This window comes from Sphingobacterium sp. MYb388 (assembly GCF_037479535.1).
GTDB lineage: Bacteria > Bacteroidota > Bacteroidia > Sphingobacteriales > Sphingobacteriaceae > Sphingobacterium > Sphingobacterium anhuiense.
Genome location: NZ_JBBGYV010000006.1, coordinates 180,830 through 204,717, shown reverse-complemented (window position 1 = coordinate 204,717; position 23,888 = coordinate 180,830). Strand labels below are relative to the sequence as shown.

Annotated in this window: 25 protein-coding genes and 1 other RNA gene; 18 read left to right on the top strand and 8 right to left on the bottom strand. The window is 37.6% G+C overall.

The annotated features are described in order from the left end of the window. Positions 1-4: 4 nt before the first annotated feature. From nrfD to WH188_RS18645, 14 genes are all read left to right on the top strand, one after another. Entirely contained in the window at positions 5-1,480 is a 1,476-nt protein-coding gene (nrfD, locus tag WH188_RS18710; RefSeq protein WP_021189355.1) for an NrfD/PsrC family molybdoenzyme membrane anchor subunit, read from the top strand. A gap of 5 nt (positions 1,481-1,485) precedes the next feature. Beyond that, the gene (locus tag WH188_RS18705; protein ID WP_021189356.1) at positions 1,486-2,022 is read left to right on the top strand and encodes a DUF3341 domain-containing protein; all 537 of its coding nucleotides are present in this window, start codon (positions 1,486-1,488) and stop codon (positions 2,020-2,022) included. Next, a complete protein-coding gene (locus WH188_RS18700; RefSeq protein WP_445265590.1) occupies positions 2,006-2,644 on the top strand; it encodes a c-type cytochrome in 639 nt (212 codons plus the stop codon). The genes WH188_RS18705 and WH188_RS18700 overlap by 17 nt, the downstream gene beginning before the upstream one ends. 19 nt (positions 2,645-2,663) lie before the next feature. Beyond that, a complete protein-coding gene (locus tag WH188_RS18695) occupies positions 2,664-3,899 on the top strand; it encodes a hypothetical protein (RefSeq protein ID WP_021189358.1) in 1,236 nt (411 codons plus the stop codon). A 42-nt stretch (positions 3,900-3,941) separates the two neighbouring features. Next, entirely contained in the window at positions 3,942-5,279 is a 1,338-nt protein-coding gene (locus tag WH188_RS18690; protein ID WP_339424470.1) for a cytochrome c oxidase subunit II, read from the top strand. Between the two features lie 28 nt (positions 5,280-5,307). Beyond that, complete coding sequence (locus WH188_RS18685) at positions 5,308-7,170, top strand: cytochrome c oxidase subunit I (protein ID WP_339424469.1); 1,863 nt, start codon at positions 5,308-5,310, stop codon at positions 7,168-7,170. Between the two features lie 76 nt (positions 7,171-7,246). After that, entirely contained in the window at positions 7,247-8,290 is a 1,044-nt protein-coding gene (locus WH188_RS18680) for a COX15/CtaA family protein (RefSeq protein ID WP_339424468.1), read from the top strand. Positions 8,291-8,368: 78 nt separating this feature from the next. Beyond that, a complete protein-coding gene (cyoE, locus tag WH188_RS18675; protein ID WP_339424467.1) occupies positions 8,369-9,277 on the top strand; it encodes a heme o synthase in 909 nt (302 codons plus the stop codon). Further along, on the top strand, positions 9,277-9,864 hold the full coding sequence (locus tag WH188_RS18670; RefSeq protein ID WP_339424466.1) for a cytochrome c oxidase subunit 3: 588 nt from the start codon (positions 9,277-9,279) through the stop codon (positions 9,862-9,864). The genes cyoE and WH188_RS18670 overlap by 1 nt, the downstream gene beginning before the upstream one ends. 9 nt (positions 9,865-9,873) lie before the next feature. Then, on the top strand, positions 9,874-10,608 hold the full coding sequence (locus WH188_RS18665; protein WP_021189363.1) for a cytochrome c oxidase subunit 3: 735 nt from the start codon (positions 9,874-9,876) through the stop codon (positions 10,606-10,608). A gap of 27 nt (positions 10,609-10,635) precedes the next feature. Continuing rightward, positions 10,636-11,013, top strand: a complete 378-nt coding sequence (locus WH188_RS18660) for a cytochrome C oxidase subunit IV family protein (protein ID WP_021189364.1) — start codon at positions 10,636-10,638, stop codon at positions 11,011-11,013. A 5-nt stretch (positions 11,014-11,018) separates the two neighbouring features. Further along, entirely contained in the window at positions 11,019-11,747 is a 729-nt protein-coding gene (locus WH188_RS18655; RefSeq protein WP_339424465.1) for an SCO family protein, read from the top strand. A 1-nt stretch (position 11,748) separates the two neighbouring features. Then, entirely contained in the window at positions 11,749-12,291 is a 543-nt protein-coding gene (locus WH188_RS18650; RefSeq protein ID WP_132843790.1) for a DUF420 domain-containing protein, read from the top strand. Positions 12,292-12,305: 14 nt separating this feature from the next. Beyond that, the gene (locus WH188_RS18645; RefSeq protein WP_021189367.1) at positions 12,306-12,761 is read left to right on the top strand and encodes a hypothetical protein; all 456 of its coding nucleotides are present in this window, start codon (positions 12,306-12,308) and stop codon (positions 12,759-12,761) included. 64 nt (positions 12,762-12,825) lie between these two features. Here WH188_RS18645 and mtgA read toward each other — a convergent pair whose 3' ends face one another. Then, positions 12,826-13,554, bottom strand: a complete 729-nt coding sequence (mtgA, locus tag WH188_RS18640; protein WP_339424464.1) for a monofunctional biosynthetic peptidoglycan transglycosylase — start codon at positions 13,552-13,554, stop codon at positions 12,826-12,828. 258 nt (positions 13,555-13,812) lie between these two features. Between mtgA and mutS the strand changes: the two genes are divergently transcribed. After that, on the top strand, positions 13,813-16,422 hold the full coding sequence (gene mutS / locus WH188_RS18635) for a DNA mismatch repair protein MutS (protein ID WP_339424463.1): 2,610 nt from the start codon (positions 13,813-13,815) through the stop codon (positions 16,420-16,422). On the opposite strand, the gene WH188_RS18630 is transcribed toward mutS, so the two are convergent. Further along, entirely contained in the window at positions 16,419-17,597 is a 1,179-nt protein-coding gene (locus tag WH188_RS18630) for a hypothetical protein (protein ID WP_339424462.1), read from the bottom strand. The two genes, mutS and WH188_RS18630, sit on opposite strands and share 4 nt — an antisense overlap. 96 nt (positions 17,598-17,693) lie before the next feature. Between WH188_RS18630 and WH188_RS18625 the strand changes: the two genes are divergently transcribed. Both WH188_RS18625 and WH188_RS18620 read left to right on the top strand, forming a co-directional pair. Beyond that, positions 17,694-18,401, top strand: coding sequence for a tRNA1(Val) (adenine(37)-N6)-methyltransferase (locus tag WH188_RS18625; protein WP_339424461.1), 708 nt, complete (start codon positions 17,694-17,696; stop codon positions 18,399-18,401). A 1-nt stretch (position 18,402) separates the two neighbouring features. After that, on the top strand, positions 18,403-18,897 hold the full coding sequence (locus tag WH188_RS18620) for a metallophosphoesterase family protein (protein WP_339424460.1): 495 nt from the start codon (positions 18,403-18,405) through the stop codon (positions 18,895-18,897). Between the two features lie 8 nt (positions 18,898-18,905). On the opposite strand, the gene WH188_RS18615 is transcribed toward WH188_RS18620, so the two are convergent. Continuing rightward, positions 18,906-19,241 carry a MerR family transcriptional regulator gene (locus WH188_RS18615; RefSeq protein ID WP_021188513.1) on the bottom strand — a complete coding sequence of 112 codons (336 nt, stop codon included), beginning with the start codon at positions 19,239-19,241 and terminating at the stop codon, positions 18,906-18,908. Between the two features lie 199 nt (positions 19,242-19,440). On the opposite strand from WH188_RS18615, the gene WH188_RS18610 reads away from it, so the two are divergent. Beyond that, positions 19,441-19,782 (top strand): hypothetical protein, encoded by a 342-nt coding sequence (locus WH188_RS18610; RefSeq protein WP_132843781.1) that lies wholly within the window; start codon positions 19,441-19,443, stop codon positions 19,780-19,782. A 67-nt stretch (positions 19,783-19,849) separates the two neighbouring features. Here the strand turns inward: WH188_RS18610 and accD are convergent, their stop codons facing one another. From accD to dprA, 5 genes are all read right to left on the bottom strand, one after another. Further along, positions 19,850-20,692, bottom strand: a complete 843-nt coding sequence (gene accD, locus WH188_RS18605) for an acetyl-CoA carboxylase, carboxyltransferase subunit beta (RefSeq protein WP_021188511.1) — start codon at positions 20,690-20,692, stop codon at positions 19,850-19,852. Positions 20,693-20,813: 121 nt separating this feature from the next. Beyond that, positions 20,814-20,911: signal recognition particle sRNA small type (gene ffs / locus WH188_RS18600), an RNA gene on the bottom strand. A gap of 84 nt (positions 20,912-20,995) precedes the next feature. After that, positions 20,996-21,223, bottom strand: coding sequence for a DUF6814 family protein (locus WH188_RS18595; RefSeq protein WP_021188509.1), 228 nt, complete (start codon positions 21,221-21,223; stop codon positions 20,996-20,998). Next, the gene (locus WH188_RS18590; protein ID WP_339424459.1) at positions 21,216-22,700 is read right to left on the bottom strand and encodes an MFS transporter; all 1,485 of its coding nucleotides are present in this window, start codon (positions 22,698-22,700) and stop codon (positions 21,216-21,218) included. The genes WH188_RS18595 and WH188_RS18590 overlap by 8 nt, the downstream gene beginning before the upstream one ends. Positions 22,701-22,724: 24 nt before the next feature. After that, complete coding sequence (gene dprA / locus WH188_RS18585; protein WP_339424458.1) at positions 22,725-23,816, bottom strand: DNA-processing protein DprA; 1,092 nt, start codon at positions 23,814-23,816, stop codon at positions 22,725-22,727. Between the last annotated feature and the right edge of the window lie 72 nt (positions 23,817-23,888).

The following is a 23,888-nucleotide window of genomic DNA, read 5'->3' as shown; positions in this document are numbered from 1 at the left end:
TACTATGTCATCGCATAACGAATCAATATTAAGAGAACCATTAATGACCGGTAAGGACATTACGTATGCTAAAATTACGGATGATATCTTACTACCGGTTGAAAATAAACCGAATAAAGCATGGTGGATCGGATTCACTGTAGCCGTATTAGGTGCTTTATTATGGGTAGTCAGCGTTAGTTATACCTTTTGGACAGGTATCGGCGCTTGGGGTCTGAACAAAACTGTAGGCTGGGCTTGGGATATCACCGACTTTGTATGGTGGGTAGGTATCGGTCACGCAGGTACGTTAATTTCGGCCGTATTATTAATTTTCCGCCAGAACTGGCGTAACTCCATCAACCGTTCGGCAGAGGCGATGACGATCTTCGCCGTTATCTGTGCCGCAACGTATGTTGTAGCTCACATGGGGCGTCCTTGGTTAGCATACTGGATTTTCCCTTTGCCAAACCAGTTCGGATCTTTATGGGTTAACTTTAACTCACCATTAGTATGGGATGCATTTGCGATCTCTACATACTTCACGGTATCCTTAGTATTCTGGTACTGTGGTTTATTACCGGATATCGCGACTATTCGTGACCGTGCTACTGGTTTAAGACAAAAGATTTATTCTGTATTGTCTTTCGGTTGGAACGGATCAGTAAAAACTTGGCAACGTTTTGAGATTGTGTCAATTATATTGGCAGGTATCTCAACTCCATTGGTACTTTCGGTACACACGATTGTATCTTTTGACTTTGCAACTTCTGTTATCCCAGGATGGCATACAACAATTTTCCCTCCATACTTCGTTGCTGGTGCGATCTTCTCAGGTTTTGCGATGGTGCAGACTTTATTGTTGATCTTACGTAAAGTAATGAATTTTGAGAATTATATCACGATGTTCCACATTGAAGCCATGAATAAAATTATCATGACGACAGGTTCTATCGTTGGTATTGCATATTTAACAGAGTTATTCATCGCGATGTATTCACAATCGGAGTACGAAATGTACGCTTTCCAAAACCGTATGTTTGGTCCTTATGCTTGGGCTTACTGGTCAATGATGACTTGTAACGTAATTTCTCCACAATTATTCTGGTTTAAGAAAATCCGTACGAGTATTCCTATTTCATGGATCTTATCAATCGTGGTAAATATCGGTATGTGGTTTGAACGTTTCGTAATTATCGTGACTTCATTACACCGTGATTATTTACCTTCATCTTGGGCTATGTTTTACCCAACTTGGACAGATGTTGGTATTTTCGTTGGATCAATCGGCTTATTCTTTACATTGTTCTTATTGTTCTTACGTTTCTTACCAGGTATCGCGATTGCAGAGGTTAAATTATTGCTGAAAAGCTCTAGTTTACAACAAAAAACGAAATTGGTTAAAGAAGGCGCATTCCCAGCTGAACAAGTGGAATACTTTAGAGATTCTTTAGGTAAATATGATTCGGTAACAGAACAAGAAATTAAAGAGTTAAAATAATAGCAATGGGCAATACAAAATATATATTAGGTAGTTTTGCTGATCCGGATGAAATGATGCATGGGATCGACAAATTGCAGAAAAATAATGTAAGCATCTATGATTGCTTTACTCCAATGCCAATTCACGGTATTGAAGATAAATTGGGCGTTAAACCTTCGCGTTTGCCTATTGCAGCATTTTGCTTTGGAGCACTAGGAACAACATTAGGATTCAGTTTATTGTACTATACAATGGTACACGACTGGCCAATGAATATCGGCGGTAAACCATCATTCGCTATCCCGAACTTTGTTCCAGTAACATTTGAGGTTACTATTTTAATCTGTGCCTTGGGTATGGTTGCAACTTTCTTTTATCGCAATCATTTATTCCCGGGACGTACACCTCGCGTAATGGATTTAAGAGCTACAGATGATCGTTTCGTTATCGCTATAGATGCTCGTGAGAACACAGACCATGCTTTGATCGATTCTTTATTGAAAGAGGCCGGTGCTGTAGAAGTTAAGTACAATGATAGAAAATATGTTAGTTATGAATAAGAAGAATTTACTAGTTACAGTATGTGCAGCTCTGTCGTTGACAGCAGTCGTTTCTTCTTGTGGTGACAAGACTACTCGTAGTACAGGTTGGGAGTTTTCTCGCAACATGTACGATCCGATTGCTTTCAATCCAGATCAACCAAACGAGAATTTTAAAAACAAGCAAACTGCACAAATACCTCCAAAAGGTACAGATCCGATCGGTTTTACCAGATTTGAATATGCCAACACTATGGAAGATTACGAACGCGCAGGACGTGAAGTTACTAACCCTTTTGAGTTAACACAAGCTAGACTTGAAAAAGGCCAGGCTTTGTTTACTACTTACTGTGCTGTTTGTCACGGACCAGAAGGTAAAGGTGATGGTTCTATTACAAAAGACCGTGAAATTACAGATTCTAGAGGCACACGTAAGCTTGAGAATTTCCCTAATCCACCGTCTTATCATAAAACGGATGCTGCAAATTCTTCTCGTGGCGGTATGATGGCTGATTTGACAGATGGTAAGATTTACCATACGATTTATTACGGTCACAACTCAATGGGATCGCATGCATCGCAGTTGTCTCCTGAAGAACGTTGGGAAGTTGTTATGTACGTTCATGAATTACAAAAGAAATAATCTAACATCAGATAAATAAATGGGAACTCACAATCATCATCACGATTATAATTTCAACGAGCGATTCGAGTTTGCTGGTAAAGCAAAAACATTCAGTATCATCGCAATCGTTGTTGGTATAGCTGCAGTAGCCTACGGAATGCTTATGGGCGATCATATTCTAGTAGAGCGTACTTATGCTAACTTATTATTGATGGGTTATTATTTTACATGTGTATGTGCTGCTGGAGCTTTTTTCCTGGCATTACAATATGTAACACAATCTGCTTGGTCAGCTGGTATCATCCGTATACCTCAGGCTATGGCAGGTATTTTGCCTATTGCGTCAATCATTTTATTAGTGATTGTTGCATTGGGATTAAGCACTCACAATCTATACCATCACTGGTATGCAGAAGGTCTTACAGATCCGAATAGCCCTGCTTATGATAGTATCATCGCTGGAAAGTCATGGTATTTGAATTTTTCAGGTTTTTTAAGTCGCCAGGTAATTTTTATGGGACTTTATAGTATTTTTGCCATTATCTTAGCGAAATTGTCTTATAAAGAAGATTTAGAAGGTGGTTTAAATTCTTATAAAAAGAGCTTTAAATTATCAGCTATATTTTTAGTTATTTTTGGTTTTACAACTCCAATTTGGTCATTTGATACCATCATGTCATTAGAAGCACATTGGTTTTCTACGATGTTTGGCTGGTATAACTTTGCAGCAATGTGGGTTAGTGGTCTTTGTGTGATTACAATTATTCTAATTGTATTACAAAAAGCAGGTTACATGAACTGGGTAAATGAAAATCATTTGCATGATCTAGGTAAATTGATCTTTGGTTTTTCTATCTTCTGGACTTACGTTTGGTTTGCACAGTTTATCTTAATCTGGTATGCTAACATGCCTGAGGAAACTGTATATTTTTACAAACGTTGGGAGCCAGAATATAAACCATGGTTCTGGTTAAACATTGTTATTAACTTTTTAGCTCCTTTATTGCTTTTAGTTGATCGTGATGCAAAACGTAAGAAAAATGCCATGTTATTCGTTGCGATTTTATTACTTGCAGGTCACTGGTTAGATTACTATATCATGATTATGCCTGGTACAGTTGAATCTCACCGTGGATTTGGTATTGTAGAAATTGGTACAGCACTTGGATTTGTAGGTTTATTTACATTCTTAGTAATGAGTAAATTGAGTAAACAAAGCTTAGTCGCTAAAAATCATCCTTTCTTGGATGAGAGTTTACATCACCAAATATAGTTTCGCTTTTAAAGGGATATTACGTAAAATCGTTATAAAGAAATGAGCTTTAAATTAAATAATAGATTCAAATCCATCTCAGGTTTGGTCCTTGCAATCGGGTTGTTATTCACAGTCCCATCTTTTGCAAGCCAAGATTCTGTAGTGGTAGATACGACTAAAGCTACGGAAGCTGTTGCATTAGTTGCAACAGCTGCTGGAGCAAATGTTGTCGATTCGGCTACAACTGCAAAAGCAGAAGTTGCTGCGTCAGCAGGTACGTCTACAACAAAAGTTGACGCCAAAGCTGCAGAGGTAGAGAAGAAGATAGACCCTCAAGTCTATAAAAACTTCATTTATTATGTTTTATTATTCTTAGTTATCTGTACAGTTGTTGCAGTTATCGGTAAAGTTATCTCAATCTATGAGTTAACAAATAAGATGAATAAAAAACATAATCCTTTAGCATCAAATAGTTTCCAGGCATGGTTATTATTCATCTTCTTATTTGTTTTCTTAGGGGGTGTTTATTATTCATTCTCTCACCATGGCGGTATGGCATGGAGAGATGCTGTAACAGAGCATGGTGCGAAGATTGATACGATGTTTATCATTACGACAGTTATTACAACATTTGTATTGGTTATTACACACATTTTATTACTGACGTTTACGTTCGTTTATAGAATGAAGAAAAATGGTAAAGCTTACTATTTACCACATAACAATACGATTGAAAAAATCTGGACAATCGTTCCAGCTGTTGTTTTAACAGTATTGGTATTATTTGGTTTCTTTACTTGGAGATCAATTACAAATGTGCCAGAAGATTTACAGAAATCTGCTCTTCAGATTGAAGTATTAGGTGAGCAATTTGCTTGGCATGTGCGTTACCCAGGTTTAGATGGTCAGATAGGAAAACGCAATTATAAATTAACGACTCCGACTAATCCTTACGGTATCGATTTCAATGATAAAACTTCATGGGATGATATTCAAGGTGCTGATATCGTGATTCCGGTTAATAAGTCTGTACGTTTCCACATCATTTCCAAAGATATTATTCACTCATTCTACATTCCTGATTTCCGCGTTCAGATCAATGCTGTACCGGGTATGACGAATTACTTCCAGTTTACACCTACTGTGACTACTGAAGAAATGCGTGAGCGTATGAATGATCCTAAATATGATTTCGTTATGTTATGTAATAAAATCTGTGGTATGGGTCACTTTAACATGTCTAAAAAAGTAGTTGTAGTTACTGAAGCGGAATATAAAGCGTGGTTAGCTACGCAAAATAAATATTTTACTGAGGATTTACAGAAAGAGTTTGCCGCTAAGGATGCTAAAGCTCCTCAGTTAAAAGATAGCGTAAACCTTACTGCTTCAATAAATTAATTAGAATAATTGAATTTTAAAAACGAATATGTCAAGTACAGTTATTTCGCATAGCGCTGAGCATCACGATTCGCACGGACATCATCAAGAGTCATTCATCTCGAAGTATATCTTCAGTGGTGACCACAAGATGATTGCTAAGCAATTTTTGATCACGGGTATTTTCATGGCGGTATTTGCTATGATCTTATCCATCTTATTCCGTATCCAACTCGCGTGGCCGGATAAAGAATTTCCAATTTTGGAAGTATTCCTAGGTAAATGGGCTGCAGGTGGCCGTATTGCACCCGAATTTTTCCTTTCTTTGGTAACCATACACGGTACCATTATGGTATTCTTCGTTTTAACAGCGGGTCTATCGGGTACTTTTAGTAATTTACTGATCCCTTATCAAATTGGTGCACGCGATATGGCGTCTCCTTTGATGAATATGTTGTCCTACTGGATGTTCTTTGTAGCTTCAGTTATCATGATTGCTTCTTTCTTTGTTGAAAGTGGACCTGCGTCAGCTGGTTGGACAATTTATCCACCACTGTCTGCGGTACCTACAGCAATTGCAGGTTCTGCTACAGGTATGACTTTATGGTTAGTAAGTATGGTACTTTTCGTAGCTTCACAGTTGATCGGTGGTATTAACTACGTAAGTACAATTTTGAATATGCGTACTAAAGGTATGGATCTTTGGAAAATGCCTTTAACAATCTGGGCTTTCTTCTTAACTGCCATCGTAGGTATGTTATCTTTCCCGGTATTAGTATCAGCAGTTGTTTTATTGATTTTTGACCGTTCATTCGGTACTTCTTTCTACTTATCAGATTTAGTTGTTCAAGGTCAGATTTTACCTAATGAAGGTGGATCTCCAATTTTGTTTCAACACTTATTCTGGTTCTTAGGTCACCCGGAAGTTTATATCGTTGTAATGCCTGCATTGGGTCTTACTTCGGAGGTTATCTCAACAAACTCTCGTAAACCGATCTTTGGTTACCATGCCATGGTTTACTCGTTAATTGGTATTACAGTTTTATCATTTATCGTTTGGGGTCACCATATGTTTGTGACAGGTATGAATCCTTTCTTAGGAGGTGTATTTATGATCACAACATTAATCATTGCAGTTCCTTCTGCGGTAAAAGCATTTAACTACATGGCGACATTATGGAGAGGTAACATCCGTTTCACTCCAGCGATGATGTTTGCTATTGGTTTAGTATCTTTCTTCATCTCAGGTGGTCTTACAGGATTATTCTTAGGTAATGCAGCATTAGATATCAACTTACACGATACTTACTTCGTTGTAGCCCACTTCCACTTGGTAATGGGATCTGCTTCGATCTTCGGTATGCTATGTGGTGTTTACCACTGGTTCCCTAAAATGTTTGGTCGTATGATGAACACTAAATTGGGTTACTTACACTTCTGGATGACATTTATCGGTGCTTACTTGGTATTCTTCCCGATGCACTTTATGGGTATAGATGGGGTTCCACGTCGTTATTATGCATTTACAGAGTTTGCCTTCATGGAGAAATGGGTTTCTGTTAATATGTTAATTACTTGGGCTGCTATCGTTGCAGGTTTAGGTCAAGTAGCTTTCTTGTTCAATTTCTTCTACTCCATTTTCTTTGGAGAAAGAGCTCCTCAGAATCCTTGGAAGTCCAATACATTAGAGTGGACTACTCCAGTAGAACATATCCATGGTAACTGGCCAGGAGAGATCCCAACAGTACACCGTTGGCCGTATGATTACAGTAAGCCAGGACATGATGAAGATTTTATTCCTCAGACTGTACCTTTCTCAGAAACAATGAGCTCTAATTTCCTTCATGATTTCGAAGGTAATGAAGAAGCTGAGCGTATCCAGACAGAATGGGATGCTCAAAATAAAAAATAATTAAAAAGGATATTTAGAGTAAGTTGTGCGAAATGACTTACTTTAAATATTATTGATAACCAAAAAGGTAAAAGATATGTTTCCAGCTGCTGAAAAGCGTTTTATTCGATCCAATTTCATTACAATAGTTGTTTTGTTTTTAGTGATTGTAGCTGGAGGTGTTGTACGTAGTACGGGGTCCGGAATGGGATGTCCCGATTGGCCTAAATGCTTTAATCGGATTATTCCTCCTACGGATGTATCACAGTTGCCGCTTGGTTATGAAGAACATTATATAACAGGTAGAGCTAAGAAAAATGAGCGATTTGCCAAGATGATTGAATTCTTTGGCTATCGTGATTTGGCAACTAAAATTCGTCATGACAAAAGTATTCTTGCACATGAAGAGTTTAATGTAGCAAAAACATGGACAGAATATGCCAATCGTTTAGTTGGTGTTGTTGCTGGCTTTTGTTTATTGTTTACAGCCATCTATTCTTTTACCTATATTAAATCGAAACGATCAATTTTTATTTGGTCGGTGGTTAATGTTTTTGTTGTTGTCGTTCAAGCTTGGTTGGGTTCGATAGTTGTTTCAACTAATTTAACTCCTTGGGTGATTACAGTACACATGCTTCTTGCATTGGTTATTGTAGCAATCTCCATCTATACCTACTTTAAAGCAACAACATTACGGGATAAGTCCATCCTGATTAACCGAGATTCCAGTGGATTAAAAGTGCTTGCCATCATCTCTTTAGTGTTGATGTTAGTGCAGGTTGTCTTCGGAACAGAAGTGCGGGAAATTGTTGATATGTTGACAGCTTCCGGTATGCCTAGAGAAGATTTTATACAAAATATTGGCCAACATTTTGAAATACATCGTTGGCTAGCATATAGTTCTTTGATTTTAGTAATTGTATTGTTCTTTTTAGTGCGTACAAAATTTAGTAGTAGTACAGTTCAAGCAAGATTTGGTACGCTACTCTTTATTTTAGTAGGTATTCAGATGTTATCGGGTATTATCCTGGCAAGATTTGCTGTTCCTGCATTCGCACAGACAACTCATTTGGTCATTGGCAGTCTTTTATTTGGATGTCAATATTATTTGATGTTGTTGTTAGGAAAATCGCAACGTTAATTGAATGAATGAAATGGATGTATAAGGTAATTTAGTTTTTACTTTGTACAAACAATTAAAAAGAGGACATTTGTCGCTATGAAAGAATTTATTTCTGATTTCAAGAAATTAGTTAAGTTAAGACTGACATTAACGGTTGTTTTTTCGGCATCCATCTCTTTTTTGATCGGAGCAAAGCAACTTGGAGGGGATATTTTGTGGATCAATTGGTTGCTATTGACATTAGGAGGCTTCCTAGTGACAGGTGCAGCGAATGGTTTCAATGAGATTATCGAAAAAGATCTAGACAAGTTAATGACCCGTACTGCTGATCGTCCCCTTCCTTCAGGAAGAATGACAACTGGTCAGGCCTTGATTCTAAGTTTATTTATGGGAATCTTGGGAACTTTGGTTTTGGTACGTTTGAATTTTGTTGCGGGATTACTATCGGTATTTTCCATATTGTTATATGCATTTGTGTATACGCCATTAAAAAGGAAATCACCGATTGCTGTATTTGTAGGGGCCTTTCCTGGTGCATTGCCACCATTGATTGGTTATTTTGCTGCATTTAGTCAAGATGATTTAGCAATCTACAGTCAAACGAATGAAAGTGCAATCATTATGATTCCATTTATTTTGTTTGGAATTCAGTTTTTTTGGCAATTCCCACATTTCTGGTCTCTAGCATGGGTGATTGATGATGATTATAAACAGGCGGGTTTTAGGTTATTGCCAACGACCAAGCGTGATAAGATTTCTGCTTTTATGGTCTTTCTTTCAGCATTGATCATGATACCAGCAGCATTTCTTCCCATGTATTATGGTTTCGGAGGCTGGATCTTTACAGCTGTTTCTGCGATAGGGGGTGTGTTCTTTGCTTATTATGGCTTTCAGCTTTTTAAGAATCAGGATATTGCTTCGGCGAGAAAAGTGATGTTTACCTCATTTTTTTATCTTCCTATTACGCAATTAGTGTTATTATTTGACTTTATACCTTTGAAATAATGTTAAATCAAGGAGTACAACAAACTGACGAGAAGTTAGTATCGCGTAAGGCTCAAAAATTTACCCTATGGTTGGGTATGCTGGGTATGTTTATGATGTTCGCAGCATTGTCCAGCGGTTTTATTGTCTATACGGCAAGTGGTGTTGATAAAGGACTTAAAACATTATTACCAGATACTTTTATCTATAGTACGATGGCAATTGTTTTAAGTAGTGTTACCATGCATTTTGCTTATAAGGCAGCGCTGGTGGGTAATTTGGCTAGACAGAAAGCGTTGCTTTTTGCTACCTTAATTTTGGGAATTATATTTTTTGCGCTACAGGTTTATTCGTGGGAAATATTAACAGAAAGAGGCGTTTATTTTGTGAATAACAATGCGTCACAGTCTTTTGTTTATGTTTTTACAGGAATGCACTTAGCACATATTATTGCGGGAGTGATCGTATTGATTACCGCTTTAGTGGGAGTATTTAAACCACTTCCTCCAGACGGCAATCAATTCCGCATGAATCTAGCCACTATTTTTTGGCATTTTCTCGATCTTTTGTGGATTTATATATATGTTTTCTTACTTTTGAATCAATAATAGTAAACAATGAGTACAACTGTATCACAATTGGATAAGGTAAAAACCGGTCCATGGAATGGTGGAAAATCACCTTGGAATTTGGAATACGGAAAAATCATGATGTGGTTTTTCTTAGTTGGGGATGCCTTTACATTTTCTGCGTTTTTGGTTTATTACGGAACGCAACGATTTGCACATAGTACATGGCCAGATGCGGATAAGATTTTCCAATCTATACCAGGTATTGCAGAACACGGACAACCTTTAGTGTTCGTTGGTATTATGACTTTTATTTTGATTATGTCTTCTGTGACTATGGTTTTAGCTGTAGAAGCAGGGCATCGTAACTCAAAAAATGAAGTAGTAAAATGGATGTTATGGACAATACTTGGTGGTATTGCTTTCGTAGGCTGTCAAGCGATCGAGTGGACTCACTTACACCATGCTGGTTTCTGGTTTGGTCAAAACCCGGCAACAGGTTTAGAGGGTGATGCTATTAAAGATGCTTTGCAACCGTATTTTACACATGATATCTCCTATACTTCAGCGTTGCAGTTTGCCAATCTGTTCTTTACGATCACAGGTTTTCACGGTTTTCACGTTACTGTAGGTATTATCTTAAATATTATCGTCCTGTGCATGACTTTGAATAACACATTCGAGAATCGCGGTTCGTATTTAATGATTGAAAAAGTAGGTTTATACTGGCACTTTGTGGATTTAGTTTGGGTGTTTGTATTTACATTCTTCTATTTAGTATAATTGTAAGTTTTTAATTTTAGAAAAGCTATGTCACAACATCACGATAATATTGCTCATGAGGAGCACGGACACGGAGAAGGAATGGATAAAAAAGGCATTTGGAGAATTTTCTTCGTCCTTTTAGCATTAACTGCTGTCGAATTCTTAATTGCATTGGGATTTGTTCATCATTGGCAAATCTTAGCAAAAGGTGCTTTAGTTAATACCATCTATATTGTATTAACATTAGTAAAAGCTTACTATATTGTCGCTTACTTTATGCACTTGAAATTTGAGAAATCTAGTTTCATCGTTACTGTAAGTATTGTATTTATCTTCATTATTTATTTTATCATTTTAATGCTAACTGAAGGTAACTTCTTATTGAATGATTTGCATCCTCACCAGTTGTGGGAAAATAAATAAAATAAATGGGTAAAAATACTGGTAAAAATAAAGGTATTCAAACTATCATGATCCTGGCAATAATATTATTATTGCCAGGATTTTTGTATGTAGTGCTGAATAGAACTGGAATGGCGAATTCGTATTCTACTTTGCCAATATTCGGTCAAAAAGAAGTTCCAGGTACTACTCATCGTAAATGGGGACGAGATATCATGGATACAATCTATCATGAGGTTCCAAATATGTCTTTTATCAACTACGATGGCAAACCCGTTGATCTGTTTGGTAAGGATAGCGCTATTACTGTTGTACATCTTTTTTATTCGAGAGATAAGTCGTTTTCGACAACAATGATTAATAGCCTGAATAAGATATCTGGTGAGTTTAGACATAATAAGATGATTAAGTTCTATTCTGTTTCTGTCGACACGACTTATGATACACCCGATGTATTAAAAAATTACATTAAGAATATCGATCCCTCAGATAAAAGATGGTACTTTGTAAGTAAACCGAGTTCGGATATCTTTAAATTTGCAAAAGATGGTTTACTGCAAGATGCTTTAGCTACAGCAGATAAAAATAATCCTTTTGTTGTGGGGTCATCTTATGTTTTGATAGATACGAAACGTAGAATCAGAGGATTTTATGATATCACGATGAAAAAAGAAGCGGAACGCTTAAGTGATGAGGTTAAATTATTGGTTGTGGAGGAAATAAGAAATCATCCTCCAAAGATTGAAACTAAATAAAATGGGACAAACAGCAGAAGAGAAGAAATATAACAAGTGGATCATCGTTTTATCGGTTGTTATTCCACTTGTAGTGGCGGCTTTGTTTGGCGTTAATTTACGCAAATTAGGGTATGATGTAGAACCTTTGGGATTTTTGCCCCCTATATATGCAACGATCAATGGTATCACTGCGATATTATTGTTCTGGGCAGTCTTAGCGATTAAAAAAGGTAATCGTAAATTACATGAAAGATTAATTAAACTTTGTGTATGTTGTTCTGTTGCGTTCCTAGGGATGTATGTTGCTTATCATATGACCGCTAACTCTACGCCATACGGTGGAGAGGGCATATTACGTCCGATATACTATTTTATATTAATAACACATATAGTATTGTCTGTTATTATTATCCCTTTTGTACTGATTACTTATGTAAGAGGTATTGCCGGGTCGTATGAAAGACATAAAAAAATAGCACGTATTACGTACCCGATGTGGTTATATGTAGCGGTAACGGGTGTTATTGTATATTTGATGATTTCACCATATTATGTTCACTAATTAATTCAAAAGTTATGACAAGTGCGTGGGTATATCAATCAAATCGTTTCTTTACTGATGATGAAGCGTTATTGATTCAAAACAGGTTGGCAGATTTTGCCGCAGGCTGGAAAGTGCATGGAGAACCTTTATCTGCTCAGGCGGAGGTTAGGTATAACTTGTTTATTGTGCTATCCGTGGATGAGCAGATTGCTGCAGCATCTGGTTGTTCAATTGACAGTTCCGTCCGCTTTTTGAAGACACTAGAAGCAGATTTTGATATTCAGCTTTTTGATCGTATGAACGTTGCTTTTAAAAAGGAAGGTCAGTTGCATGCTGCATCCAGATCTGAATTTGAAAATTTAGTAAAAGATGGTCAGATTGACGACACAACTGTTGTCTTTGATAATACGATCACATCTTTAGCGTCTTTAACTGATAAATGGCAGATTCCTTTTGGAGAAAGTTGGCATAAACGAGTGTTTGGCTAGATAATAAAAGAAGCGATGATTGATCAATCATCGCTTCTTTTATTATAACCTCATCATATTTTTGCTATTCTGGTATTTGGTAATGATCCATGTAACGAACAATACTATTTGCTCTACGATTCACATAGGCTGATGGATTTCGGGCATCCCACTGTCTTGGATTGGGCAGGATTGCAATGATCAGTGCGGCTTGTTTCTTTGATAAGGTAGATCCTGATTTTTTGAAGTAATACTGGGATGCAGCTTCTGCTCCATAAACACCTTGCCCCATTTCAATAACATTGAGATAGACTTCCAGAATTCTTCTTTTGCTCCAGAATGTTTCGATTAAAACAGTAAAGTAAGTTTCTAAACCTTTTCTAAGCCAAGAACGCTTTGGCCACAGGAATACATTTTTTGCTACCTGCTGACTGATTGTACTTCCCCCACGTAATTTTTTTCCATCTTTATTTTTCTCTATAGCCTTTTGAATAGCATCAGTGTCAAAACCCCAATGCGTCATGAAATGAGCATCTTCACCTGCTATCGCAGCACGTTTTAGGTTGTCCGAGAGCTCATCGTAATTTAACCAATCTTTTTCCAGTTTAAATCCTTTATCAGCTGCCTGTAACTCAAACCCACGTTGGATCATGAGCAAGGTAATAGGTGGATTGATGAGTTTAAGTGCGAGTACCCAAAATAGAGTTATTGCAAAGAAACCTCCAACAATACGTATTGACCAAGTTTTAACTTTTTTTTGCCAACCTGTTTGAACCTTTTTTTTCTTTACTTGATTCGTTCTTTTAATTGCCATATCTTTTGAAAAACAATGCAAAGGAACGAAATATTTTGCCCAATTGTTATGTTCAGTATTGTTTATGATATGCTTTTTTTTAGATGTTCTTTTTTACAAGCCTGAGATCGAGGTAATGGATATTCTTCGGTATGTATGTATATTGAAAAATGATTTAAGGCGAAAAGAGAATTAAGTTTTTCATATTCTACGAGATCGTTTGTCTAATCAGGTAGATTATGTTATTTTTACGGCTTATTATCAATAAACGAAATCCAATTGGCAAAGGCAGAAAAAAAGGTAACTCCATTAATGCAGCAGTACAATGCGATCAAGGTGAAATATCCAGGTGCATTATTGTTGTTCCGTGTAGGTGATTTTTATGAAACATTTGGTGAAGATGCCATTAAGGCGGCCAGTATTTTAGGGATCGTACAAACTAAGAGAGGAAATGGAACCGAATCGGAAACTGCTCTGGCAGGTTTTCCGCATCATTCTCTGGAGACTTATTTGCCAAAACTTGTCCGTGCAGGTCAGCGTGTAGCTATCTGTGACCAATTGGAAGATCCTAAGCAAACCAAAACCATCGTTAAACGTGGAGTAACAGAATTGGTGACTCCTGGCGTTTCTTATAATGATAATATTGTCCAACAGAAGTCCAATAATTATTTAGCCTCAATTTATATTGAGAAAACGCAGATCGGAATTTCTTTCTTAGATATTTCTACTGGTGAGTTTTTAGTCGCACAAGGTACGCAGTCTTATATTGACAAACTTTTGCAGGGATTTAAACCAACTGAAGTCATCATGTCGCGTAAGCAATCCAAAGAATTTTTGGAGCTATTCGGGAGTCAGTATTATACCTATACGCTAGACGAATGGCCTTATACTGGAGATTACGCAACAGAGCACTTATTGAAACATTTTGAAGTTAATTCAATGAAGGGTTTTGGTATCGACCGGATGCCTATTGGGATGGTTGCCGCCGGTGTTGCCTTACATTATCTGAATGAAACAGAACACCGCAATCTGCAGCATATTTCTAATATTTCGCGTATTGAAGAAGATCGTTACATGTGGTTAGATCGTTTTACAGTTCGTAATCTCGAACTGATCGGATCTGCAAATGAAAATGCGACGACTTTATCGGATGTTTTGGACCAAACTGCTTCTCCCATGGGGGCGCGTTTATTAAAACGTTGGATTGTAATGCCATTGAAAGATCGTAAATCAATTCAAGAACGCCTTGATGTGGTTGCTTACTTTTCTGAGCATAAAGATTTACGCGATGCCTTGATTCAAGAGATTAAGTATGTAGGCGATCTTGAGCGGCTTATTTCTAAAATTGGTCTTCAGAAAGCTTCACCCCGCGAAATTGTACAGTTGAAACGTGCCTTATATGCTGTTGAAAAATTAAAGGAGCTAACAAATCAGGAAAATTCTGAAGCCCTTCGAGCCATTGCTGATCAGCTGAATGTCTGTCGTATCATTCGTGATAAGATTGAAAAAGAAGTTTTCGCAGAACCTCCTGTTGCCTTGAATAAAGGAAATGTAATTGCTGATGGTGTGGACGATGAATTGGACCGTTTACGTAAGATCGCTTTCGGAGGAAAAGATTATTTAATTGAAATCCAAAAGAGAGAAGCAGAGGCAACTGGTATCCCTTCCCTTAAGATTGCTTTTAATAATGTTTTTGGCTATTACTTAGAAGTTACCAATACACACCGTGATAAGGTACCTACAGAATGGATTAGAAAGCAGACTTTGGTGAATGCCGAACGCTACATCACCGAGGAGCTAAAAGAATATGAAGATCAGATTTTAGGTGCTGAGGAAAAAATTCAGGTCATTGAGAATCGTCTTTATGCCGAATTGTTAATTGCTATTGCGGCTTTCATTAAACCGATTCAATTGAATGCCCAGTTACTGGCGAAATTAGATGTGCTTTTGAACTTTGCTGTTATCGCAGAAAAGAATTATTATGTTCAGCCCGAGATATCAGAAAGTAAAGTATTAGATATTAAAGGTGGTCGTCACCCCGTTATCGAAAAGAAAATGGCCATTGGTGAAGATTATATCACGAATGATGTTTACTTGGATAATACCACGCAGCAGATTATCATCATCACTGGTCCCAACATGGCCGGTAAGTCGGCGCTCTTGCGCCAAACGGCATTAATCGTACTCATGGCTCAGATCGGTTCTTTTGTTCCTGTAAAGGAAGCAAAGATAGGTCTTGTGGATAAAATCTTTACCCGGGTAGGAGCATCTGATAATTTATCGTCCGGTGAATCAACATTTATGGTTGAAATGAATGAAACGGCCAGTATCATGAATAACCTCTCTGACCGGAGTTTAATTTTATTGGATGAAATTGGTCGAGGAACAAGCACTTATGATGGTATCTCTATCGCTTGGGCTATCGCTGAATTTCTTCACAACCATCCTGCAGCTAAGGCCAAAACATTGTTTGCTACTCATTATCATGAATTGAATGAATTGACCAATTCCATGCCCCGCATCAAGAATTATAATGTGACGGTTAAGGAGATGAACAATAAGGTTATATTCTTACGTAAGTTAGTTCCAGGAGGCTCAGAACATAGCTTTGGTATCCACGTAGCTAAATTAGCAGGTATGCCACCAAAATTACTATCCCGTGCAAATGAAATCTTAAAAAGATTAGAGCAGGAGCGGACTGGTGGCGAACAGATTAAAGATAGTATGCGCAAAATCCAAAAGCAAGCCTATCAATTACAGATGTTTTCGATTGATGATCCCGTCCTTGAGAAAATCCGTGATATGCTGAATAATTTGGATGTGAATACGCTGACCCCTGTGGAAGCGCTTATGAAATTGGATGAGATCCAGCGGTTATTGAAAAATTAGAATCTGAAAAATAATTCGATACTTCCGTAGTGGTTGTAGATGTTGCTGAGAAGATTATGATCCCACTGGTATGGGGTATAATGATATCCAGCTTCTATTCCTATATAATTTTTTCCTTTAATCTGACGCATTCCTGCCATACTAAGTCCCAAGTGCATAGTATTCACAGTATGTAATTTTGTGGAATTTCCGCCGGATATATAATCGCCATAGCCATCGTAATAACCATCTGTATAGATGTCTTCAGATATTCCTGTGTCGACCATATCTATTCCGATATTAAGTTTAGGAATGACAATATACTTGGTGTTATCATAGATTTTGTAACCGACAGCTCCGCCAAAAAATAAACCGAAATTGGAATTCACAGATTCGCTCTGATCATAATAGTTGTAGTCAAAATTTTTATCGTTGCTATTGATACGGACCTTAAATCCCCCTTCAAATATAAATGACTTTTGGAGCGAGCTCATAATAGTAAAACCAAGAGAAAGATTAGGTCCAAATGTGGTGTTTTTTCCACCTAAAGGACCATATACACCTATATACGGAAGAAAACCTATCTTAGACTTATTGTAATAATCTGCTAAAGCTAATGTCTCCTCCTGTTCCTCTTTTACTGCATGCTCTTGTTTTTCAGGTACCGTTTGTTTTACAGATGATGCCTGGTTACGCAATAACTCTTCGTTCGAAAAAAGATTTAAGATGTCAATTTCTGCATCGGAAAGCGTATAGGATTGAGACTGCAATAAAGCTTTTGCACGTGTTTTAATGAGCTGGTCGATCGGATGTCTCAGTGGAACATAATTATATTGTTGTTTATTAGATTCATACTGATAGGCAAAATCCTCTCTTGCAGCATCAGCAAAGCGGTTCAATAATTGTTCATCAAAACCATTGTCTAAATAACGCTCGATGGCATTGCCACTACTTTGTTTAGCGATGATCAAATGTACTATTTTGATTCGCTGAACAAGTTCTATAGTCCCACAGCTTTGTTCTATCTGAGCTAAGATCGGTGCTAATTTATCGTACTGGTTTGCATTTAATATCTTAGTCAAGGGGTCAAGCGAGCTGTTGATCGTTAGTTCGCATTTATCTTGTGCAAAGGATGAAGGAATAATCGTGAATAGGGTGATAATACTGAAGAGAATAACAGAAATATATCGATTCATATGTATTTGTTTTTATTGACCTAAAGTAATAAAAATTTATTCAAATATTGTAAAGATCAAATAGTGCAACAATTTAAAAGAATTATCTTTGTGACAATGGCTTCTATATTTCAGTTTAAAGAGTTTGCCGTTGATCAATCTGATTGTGCGATGAAAATTAATACCGATGCTGTGTTATTAGCTTCACTCGTTCATGTTGAATCCTCGGAACGTATATTAGATATTGGTACAGGTACAGGTGTGATTGCGCTTATGTTAGCACAGCGCTGTGCGGATAGCGAGGTGATCGCTGTGGAAATTGACCCTGCAGCCGCGAAGCGGGCAGCAATAAATTTTAGAAACTCCAATTTTGGAGACCGAATGGTGATGCACGCTTGTTCATTTCAAGATTTTACTGATACAGGCTCTTTTGATTTTATTATTTCTAACCCGCCATTTTATACCGATTCGTTGCATAATCCCGATGCAAGGAAGAAGTTGGCCAGACATACCGATCTTCAGTTTTTTAACGAGCTGTTGACCTTCGCCGCAGACAAACTACAGGTAGATGGGCAATTGGCTTTGATCGTTCCAAAACTATTGGCCTATGAACTGAAGGAGATTGCGGAAACCTTGGATTTATGTTTAAAAGAGCAGATTCAGATCCGATCTTTCGAAGGTGATGCCATCATCCGTAAGATTATTGTTTTTCAGAAAGCTTATCGTGGAGTTTCAACAGTTTCTGATTTTATAATTTATGAAGCGAAAGGTGTTTATTCAGAAATGTATAAGACCGCTTTGCGACCTTATTTTTTAGCTTTTTAGTATGACAAGAATTGGATTGATATCAGATACACATGCTTATCTGGACGAGTCGGTGTTTAAGCACTTTGAAAACTGTGACGAAATCTGGCATATTGGTGATTTTGGAAATGCCGCTGTTGCAGACCAACTGGAAGGTTTTAAACCTTTACGAGGTGTTTATGGAAATATCGATGATCAAGGACTACGTCATCGTTTTCCCGAAGATCTGAGGTTCACCTGTGAAGGCGTAGATGTTTGGTTGACACATATCGGCGGGTATCCCGGTAGGTATGCACCACGGATAAAAAAGCAGATAACGGCTCATCCTCCCCAGCTTTTTATTACGGGGCATTCGCATATCTTGAAGGTGATGTATGATCAGAAGTTAAAATGCCTACATCTAAATCCAGGAGCTGCGGGAAAACAGGGCTGGCACAAAGTGAGAACACTTATGCGGTTTGAAATTAATGGCAGTAAAATTGAAAATTTAGAGATTATTGAACTTGCGGGAAGGTAGGCAACTCATTATAAGCTGTCGCGTACTTCCAATAAAAAGCTCTTTAATTTTTCTAAAGAATCGACGACACGCTGATTTTCTTTAGCTTCAGATTTATTTGTACGCAGATATTCACGTGCACCTTGAAGGGTATAACCTTTATCTTTAACAAGATTGAAGATGATTTTTAAATTAGCAATATCATCTTGGGTAAATAGACGATTTCCTTTTTTATTCTTTTTTGGTTGAATAATATCAAATTCACGCTCGTAGAAACGAATTTGGGAGGCGTTGACATCAAACATGGTTGTCACTTCACCCATCGTGTAATACAATTTATTAATTTCGCGCTCTTTGTAAGGCATACTAATCTGTTAATTTTTATATAACAAACTTAGATAAATTTGTTGAATATCGTTGCACCTAATATAAAACAAATTTATCGTTCTTTCCTCTACCATCAAGAATTATTTTATAGAGGAAATATACAATGTAAGATAGATAATAAAAATTATCTATCTTGATTCGTAGTAATTTATAGAATTGGATTTAATTTGAAAAGATATGATTTTGGTTAGTCGGTTTTGGACAAAAGTATTTTCATGGGGAAAGGCTGATGCCATTACTATTTATCCTTTTATTTTTCTAAAGAAGCGTATATTTAAAGATAACCGTCAATTGATCAATCACGAGCAGATACATATGAGGCAGGCGGTGGAATTGCTCATCATATTCTTTTATATCAGTTATCTTATTGAATTTTTATTTCGTTATCTGCAGTATAGAAATTTCCATCAGGCTTACCTGAATATATCTTACGAGCGGGAGGCTTATGCGAATGAGGCTGATTTTGATTATTTGTCCAAGCGGAGATTTTGGGCTTTTTTTAAGTATCTAAAAAAATAAGAGCTCCAATAGTAGGAGCTCTTATTTTTTTTCGGTGGAACACCGAAGATATTTTAAGGACCGATTATTATTTAATCAATCTCAAGTATGTTGATACTTTTTCTTTTAATTGTCTTCTGTCTACGATAAAATCCAGGAAGCCGTGCTCTAAAATAAATTCTGAAGTCTGGAATCCTTTAGGAAGATCCTTTTTGATTGTTTCTTTGATAACGCGTGGACCTGCAAAACCGATTAAAGCTCCTGGTTCAGCAATATTGATATCTCCTAACATGGCGTAAGAAGCGGTAACACCTCCTGTCGTTGGATCTGTAAGCAAACACACATAAGGCAATTTTGCTTTAGCTAATAGGGCTAATTTTGCTGCTGTTTTTGCCATTTGCATCAATGAGAATGCAGCCTCCATCATACGGGCTCCACCTGATTTGGAAATCAACATAAAAGGAATATTATGTTCGATACAGTAATCGATGGAACGTGCAATTTTCTCACCTACTACAGAACCCATAGAACCTCCGATGAAGTTAAAGTCCATACAAGCGATAACCAGTTCCTGTCCATCGATTTTACCATGACCAGAACGAATAGCATCAACCAGACCTGTTTTAGCCTGACTTTCTTTTAAACGCTCTGTATAAGGTTTTGAATCGAAGAAATTGATCGGGTCACCTGAGCTTAATGTCGGGAATAATTCAGTAAACTCGTTATTATCAAAAATGATTGAAAAATAAGCTGCAGAACCAATTCTAAGGTGGTATCCACAGTATTGACAAACGTAATTGTTTTCGATTTGTTCAAGGTTCAACAACGGTTTTTTACATGATGGACATTTGTTCCACAATCCGTCTGGCGCCTCTTTTTTATTTTCTGTTGCCGTGTTAATTCCGGCTTTATCTCTTTTAAACCAACTCATACGATAGTTCTAATTCAGTTACAAATAAACAAAATTATTTTGTTTAGTAGAAGTATTCCTTAAAATTGCTGTGTATTTACGATTTGTGAAAGGAAGCTGACCCGAAATTTTGGGCATAAAAAATGGGTAAGCTCCTTTTATCGCACCGCTCAACCAAATACCCTTGCTTTGTTCCCAACCTGGGGGAGTCAATGGGAGCTGGTCGTAAAAGACTTACCCGTCACAAAAGTAGAAAAAAAATCCTTCTAAAGAAAGATATTTTGCTATTAGTGCTTACTTCGCTGATAGTCAATAAGAATAATTTTAAGTCTTGTCTTTTCCATACTCGCCACAGAGCGAATAATACCCAAAAAGACCTAGACCAAGTGAGATAATTGGTGTTAAAATGAACATAATAATGATTCCGAATACTAAATCTTCTTGATGTCCGATCATTATTTTAGGAATTGCGAGTTCAAAAAGACAAAAGTATGCAGTGAATAGGGCTAGTGCAATCCAAAGAATCCCTAATATTTTTTTTAGCTTATCCATTGTTGAGGTGATTAGGTTTATTTTTAATATACAACGATCCGATTATGAAACATACAGCCGCAATAATGATCGGATACCAGAGTCCTGCCAAATAAAATTCAGGATCCTGAGCAATCTGTGCATTTGTTGTCAGGTAAGTCGAAATTGCGGGCAATAAGCCTCCGAAAATACCATTACCGACATGGTAAGGTAGGGACATAGATGTGTAACGAATTTTAACCGGAAACATTTCCACCAGAAATGCTGCGATTGGCCCATACACCATGGTGATGTATATGATCTGAATAAATATCAATGCTGTCAAACCTATGCGGTTACTACCATGCACAGTTACCGTTTTTTTAATGAGCGCATCTTGTTCGGTCGATTGATCGTGGCTTATTTCTTGAGAACGTGTTCCATCAGTATACTGGATGATCGTTTGAAGCTTGTTATCGGCCAATTTTAATGTATTGGTCGAGCTCACTTCTTTTGTGCTGGTATCCGCTAGTTGATACATCGCTTTGTATATAGGTCTATAGGTACAAAGTGCCAATAACATGCCCAAAAGCATAATCCATTTACGGCCGACTTTGTCACTTAACCAGCCAAAAAGAATAAAAAATGGTGTTCCGATCAGCAATGCCGTTCCTAAGATCATATCAGCTTCGTCCGAATTGAGGTGCATCACAGTTTTCATGTAACTCATGGAATAGAATTGTCCCGTATACCATACGACTCCTTGTCCCATAGCTGCGCCAAATAAAGCAAGCAACACAAATTTTAAGTTATACCGGTTTCCAAAGCTTTCTTTTAAAGGATTTTTGCTTGTTGTACCCTCTTCTTTCGCTTTGGCAAACTCGGGCGATTCACTCATGTTTTTACGGATGAGGTAAGACACATACACCATCAATATGGATAGAATAAATGGAACACGCCATCCCCAGGCGTCAAATTGTTCTTCGGTCAAGATGTATTTTGTTACGAGTATAACAACCAAAGAGATAAATAAACCGAAAGTTGCTGTCGTCTGTATCCAGGATGTCCAATAGCCACGTTGACCTTCAGGGGCATGTTCTGCTACATAAGTTGCCGCTCCACCATATTCACCACCAAGTGCCAGCCCTTGCAATAAACGTAAGATCAGTACCAGTAAGGGGGCAAGAAAGCCAATGCTCTCATAGCTGGGTATACAACCGATCAAGAAAGTGGCACCTCCCATGAGCAACAGTGTAACCATAAATGTGTATTTTCTTCCGATAAGGTCTCCTAATCTACCGAAAAAAAGTGCACCGAAGGGTCTGACAACAAAACCAGCAGCAAACGTGGCTAAGGTAGAAAGGAAAGCCGCAGTCGGATTGTCCGCAGGGAAAAATTTGGTTGAAATGACGATGGATAAACTTCCGAAGATAAAAAAGTCATACCATTCAATCAGTGTTCCCATGGAGGACGCACCGATTACTTTCCAAATAGTTTTGGTATTTGTATTTTCTTTCATTTAGATTTATAGGGTTGTTTAGGTTTAAATTTTATACATTTTTCCAGGTAAAGAGGTGATATGACCATTCATCTCCATTTCGAGTAAAATCATCGCAAGTTTACTTTGTGGCCAGTTACAGTAACGCGTGATGTCGTCAATACCCACTTGCTGTTTACCCTGGAGAAAGAGATAGAGGTGCAACTGATCTTTATTTAACTCAGGAGGTAGGAGTGGGAGCTGTATACCTGTTTGTTTTTCTGAAGTTTCCCAATTCATTAGGTAGCAAAGATCTTTCGCATCCCGGATCAGATGTGCGCGGTTGGTTTTAATTAAATAATTACAACCTGCCGAATAAAGCTGATCTATTGCTCCCGGGAATGCGCATACATCGCGGTTATAGCTATTTGCTATTTCTGCAGTAATGAGCGCGCCTCCCTTTGTGGCCGCCTCTATGACAATCGTTACATCAGACATGCCTGCTATAATGCGATTTCGCATCGGGAAATTTTGGCGGTCAAGATTGCTATCTGAAGGAAATTCGGTGAGTAATCCACCCTGTTGAAGCATCGCTGACGCTGTTTCTCTATGAGTCGCCGGATAAATCCGGTCTAGTCCATGTCCTAATACACCCACTGTTGGTATGCGATGCAGTAAAGCATTTTTGTGAGCCATGATATCGATACCATAGGCCAGTCCACTTACAATTGTGGTATCAAGAGACTGCATCTGTTCAATGAGCGTATCGCAAATTTTGCGACCATAGCTGGTGGCATTTCTCGTTCCGACAATGCTGACCATACGTTCTTTATTTAGGTCGGCATTCCCTTTGTAATATAAAACCAGTGGTGCATCCTCACAATTTCTCAATTTCTGAGGATAATCCGAATTATCTATCCATAAAACTTTTATCTGGTGTTTTTCAACAAATGCCATTTCTTTTTCGGTTGCTTCCTGATAGTTTTTCGCAGCGATTTCATTAGCTGTTCGACTGTTTACTCCTGGAATTTTTGCTAAAGTACTGGCATTTGTCTCTAAGATTTCTTGCACAGAGCCGCAGTGCGTAAGCAAAGCTCGCGCAGTTTTAGGTCCTACCCCCTTAATTTTGGTAAGTGCTATTTGATGATAAAAGTTCATATTCGGTTATTTAAAGATAATAATATTTTACTGAAATTCAGGCTAAAACAGTTTTACTTTTGATGTGAAAAA

Excerpts from the sequence above, each read along its gene's own strand:
- nrfD (WP_021189355.1), top strand. The coding sequence starts at position 5 with ATGTCATCGCATAACGAATCAATATTAAGAGAACCATTAATGACCGGT.
- WH188_RS18705 (WP_021189356.1), top strand. The coding sequence starts at position 1,486 with ATGGGCAATACAAAATATATATTAGGTAGTTTTGCTGATCCGGATGAA.
- WH188_RS18700 (WP_445265590.1), top strand. The coding sequence starts at position 2,006 with ATGTTAGTTATGAATAAGAAGAATTTACTAGTTACAGTATGTGCAGCT.
- WH188_RS18695 (WP_021189358.1), top strand. The coding sequence starts at position 2,664 with ATGGGAACTCACAATCATCATCACGATTATAATTTCAACGAGCGATTC.
- WH188_RS18690 (WP_339424470.1), top strand. The coding sequence starts at position 3,942 with ATGAGCTTTAAATTAAATAATAGATTCAAATCCATCTCAGGTTTGGTC.
- WH188_RS18685 (WP_339424469.1), top strand. The coding sequence starts at position 5,308 with ATGTCAAGTACAGTTATTTCGCATAGCGCTGAGCATCACGATTCGCAC.
- WH188_RS18680 (WP_339424468.1), top strand. The coding sequence starts at position 7,247 with ATGTTTCCAGCTGCTGAAAAGCGTTTTATTCGATCCAATTTCATTACA.
- cyoE (WP_339424467.1), top strand. The coding sequence starts at position 8,369 with ATGAAAGAATTTATTTCTGATTTCAAGAAATTAGTTAAGTTAAGACTG.
- WH188_RS18670 (WP_339424466.1), top strand. The coding sequence starts at position 9,277 with ATGTTAAATCAAGGAGTACAACAAACTGACGAGAAGTTAGTATCGCGT.
- WH188_RS18665 (WP_021189363.1), top strand. The coding sequence starts at position 9,874 with ATGAGTACAACTGTATCACAATTGGATAAGGTAAAAACCGGTCCATGG.
- WH188_RS18660 (WP_021189364.1), top strand. The coding sequence starts at position 10,636 with ATGTCACAACATCACGATAATATTGCTCATGAGGAGCACGGACACGGA.
- WH188_RS18655 (WP_339424465.1), top strand. The coding sequence starts at position 11,019 with ATGGGTAAAAATACTGGTAAAAATAAAGGTATTCAAACTATCATGATC.
- WH188_RS18650 (WP_132843790.1), top strand. The coding sequence starts at position 11,749 with ATGGGACAAACAGCAGAAGAGAAGAAATATAACAAGTGGATCATCGTT.
- WH188_RS18645 (WP_021189367.1), top strand. The coding sequence starts at position 12,306 with ATGACAAGTGCGTGGGTATATCAATCAAATCGTTTCTTTACTGATGAT.
- mtgA (WP_339424464.1), bottom strand. The coding sequence starts at position 13,554 with ATGGCAATTAAAAGAACGAATCAAGTAAAGAAAAAAAAGGTTCAAACA.
- WH188_RS18630 (WP_339424462.1), bottom strand. The coding sequence starts at position 17,597 with ATGAATCGATATATTTCTGTTATTCTCTTCAGTATTATCACCCTATTC.
- WH188_RS18625 (WP_339424461.1), top strand. The coding sequence starts at position 17,694 with ATGGCTTCTATATTTCAGTTTAAAGAGTTTGCCGTTGATCAATCTGAT.
- WH188_RS18620 (WP_339424460.1), top strand. The coding sequence starts at position 18,403 with ATGACAAGAATTGGATTGATATCAGATACACATGCTTATCTGGACGAG.
- WH188_RS18615 (WP_021188513.1), bottom strand. The coding sequence starts at position 19,241 with ATGCCTTACAAAGAGCGCGAAATTAATAAATTGTATTACACGATGGGT.
- WH188_RS18610 (WP_132843781.1), top strand. The coding sequence starts at position 19,441 with ATGATTTTGGTTAGTCGGTTTTGGACAAAAGTATTTTCATGGGGAAAG.
- accD (WP_021188511.1), bottom strand. The coding sequence starts at position 20,692 with ATGAGTTGGTTTAAAAGAGATAAAGCCGGAATTAACACGGCAACAGAA.
- WH188_RS18595 (WP_021188509.1), bottom strand. The coding sequence starts at position 21,223 with ATGGATAAGCTAAAAAAAATATTAGGGATTCTTTGGATTGCACTAGCC.
- WH188_RS18590 (WP_339424459.1), bottom strand. The coding sequence starts at position 22,700 with ATGAAAGAAAATACAAATACCAAAACTATTTGGAAAGTAATCGGTGCG.
- dprA (WP_339424458.1), bottom strand. The coding sequence starts at position 23,816 with ATGAACTTTTATCATCAAATAGCACTTACCAAAATTAAGGGGGTAGGA.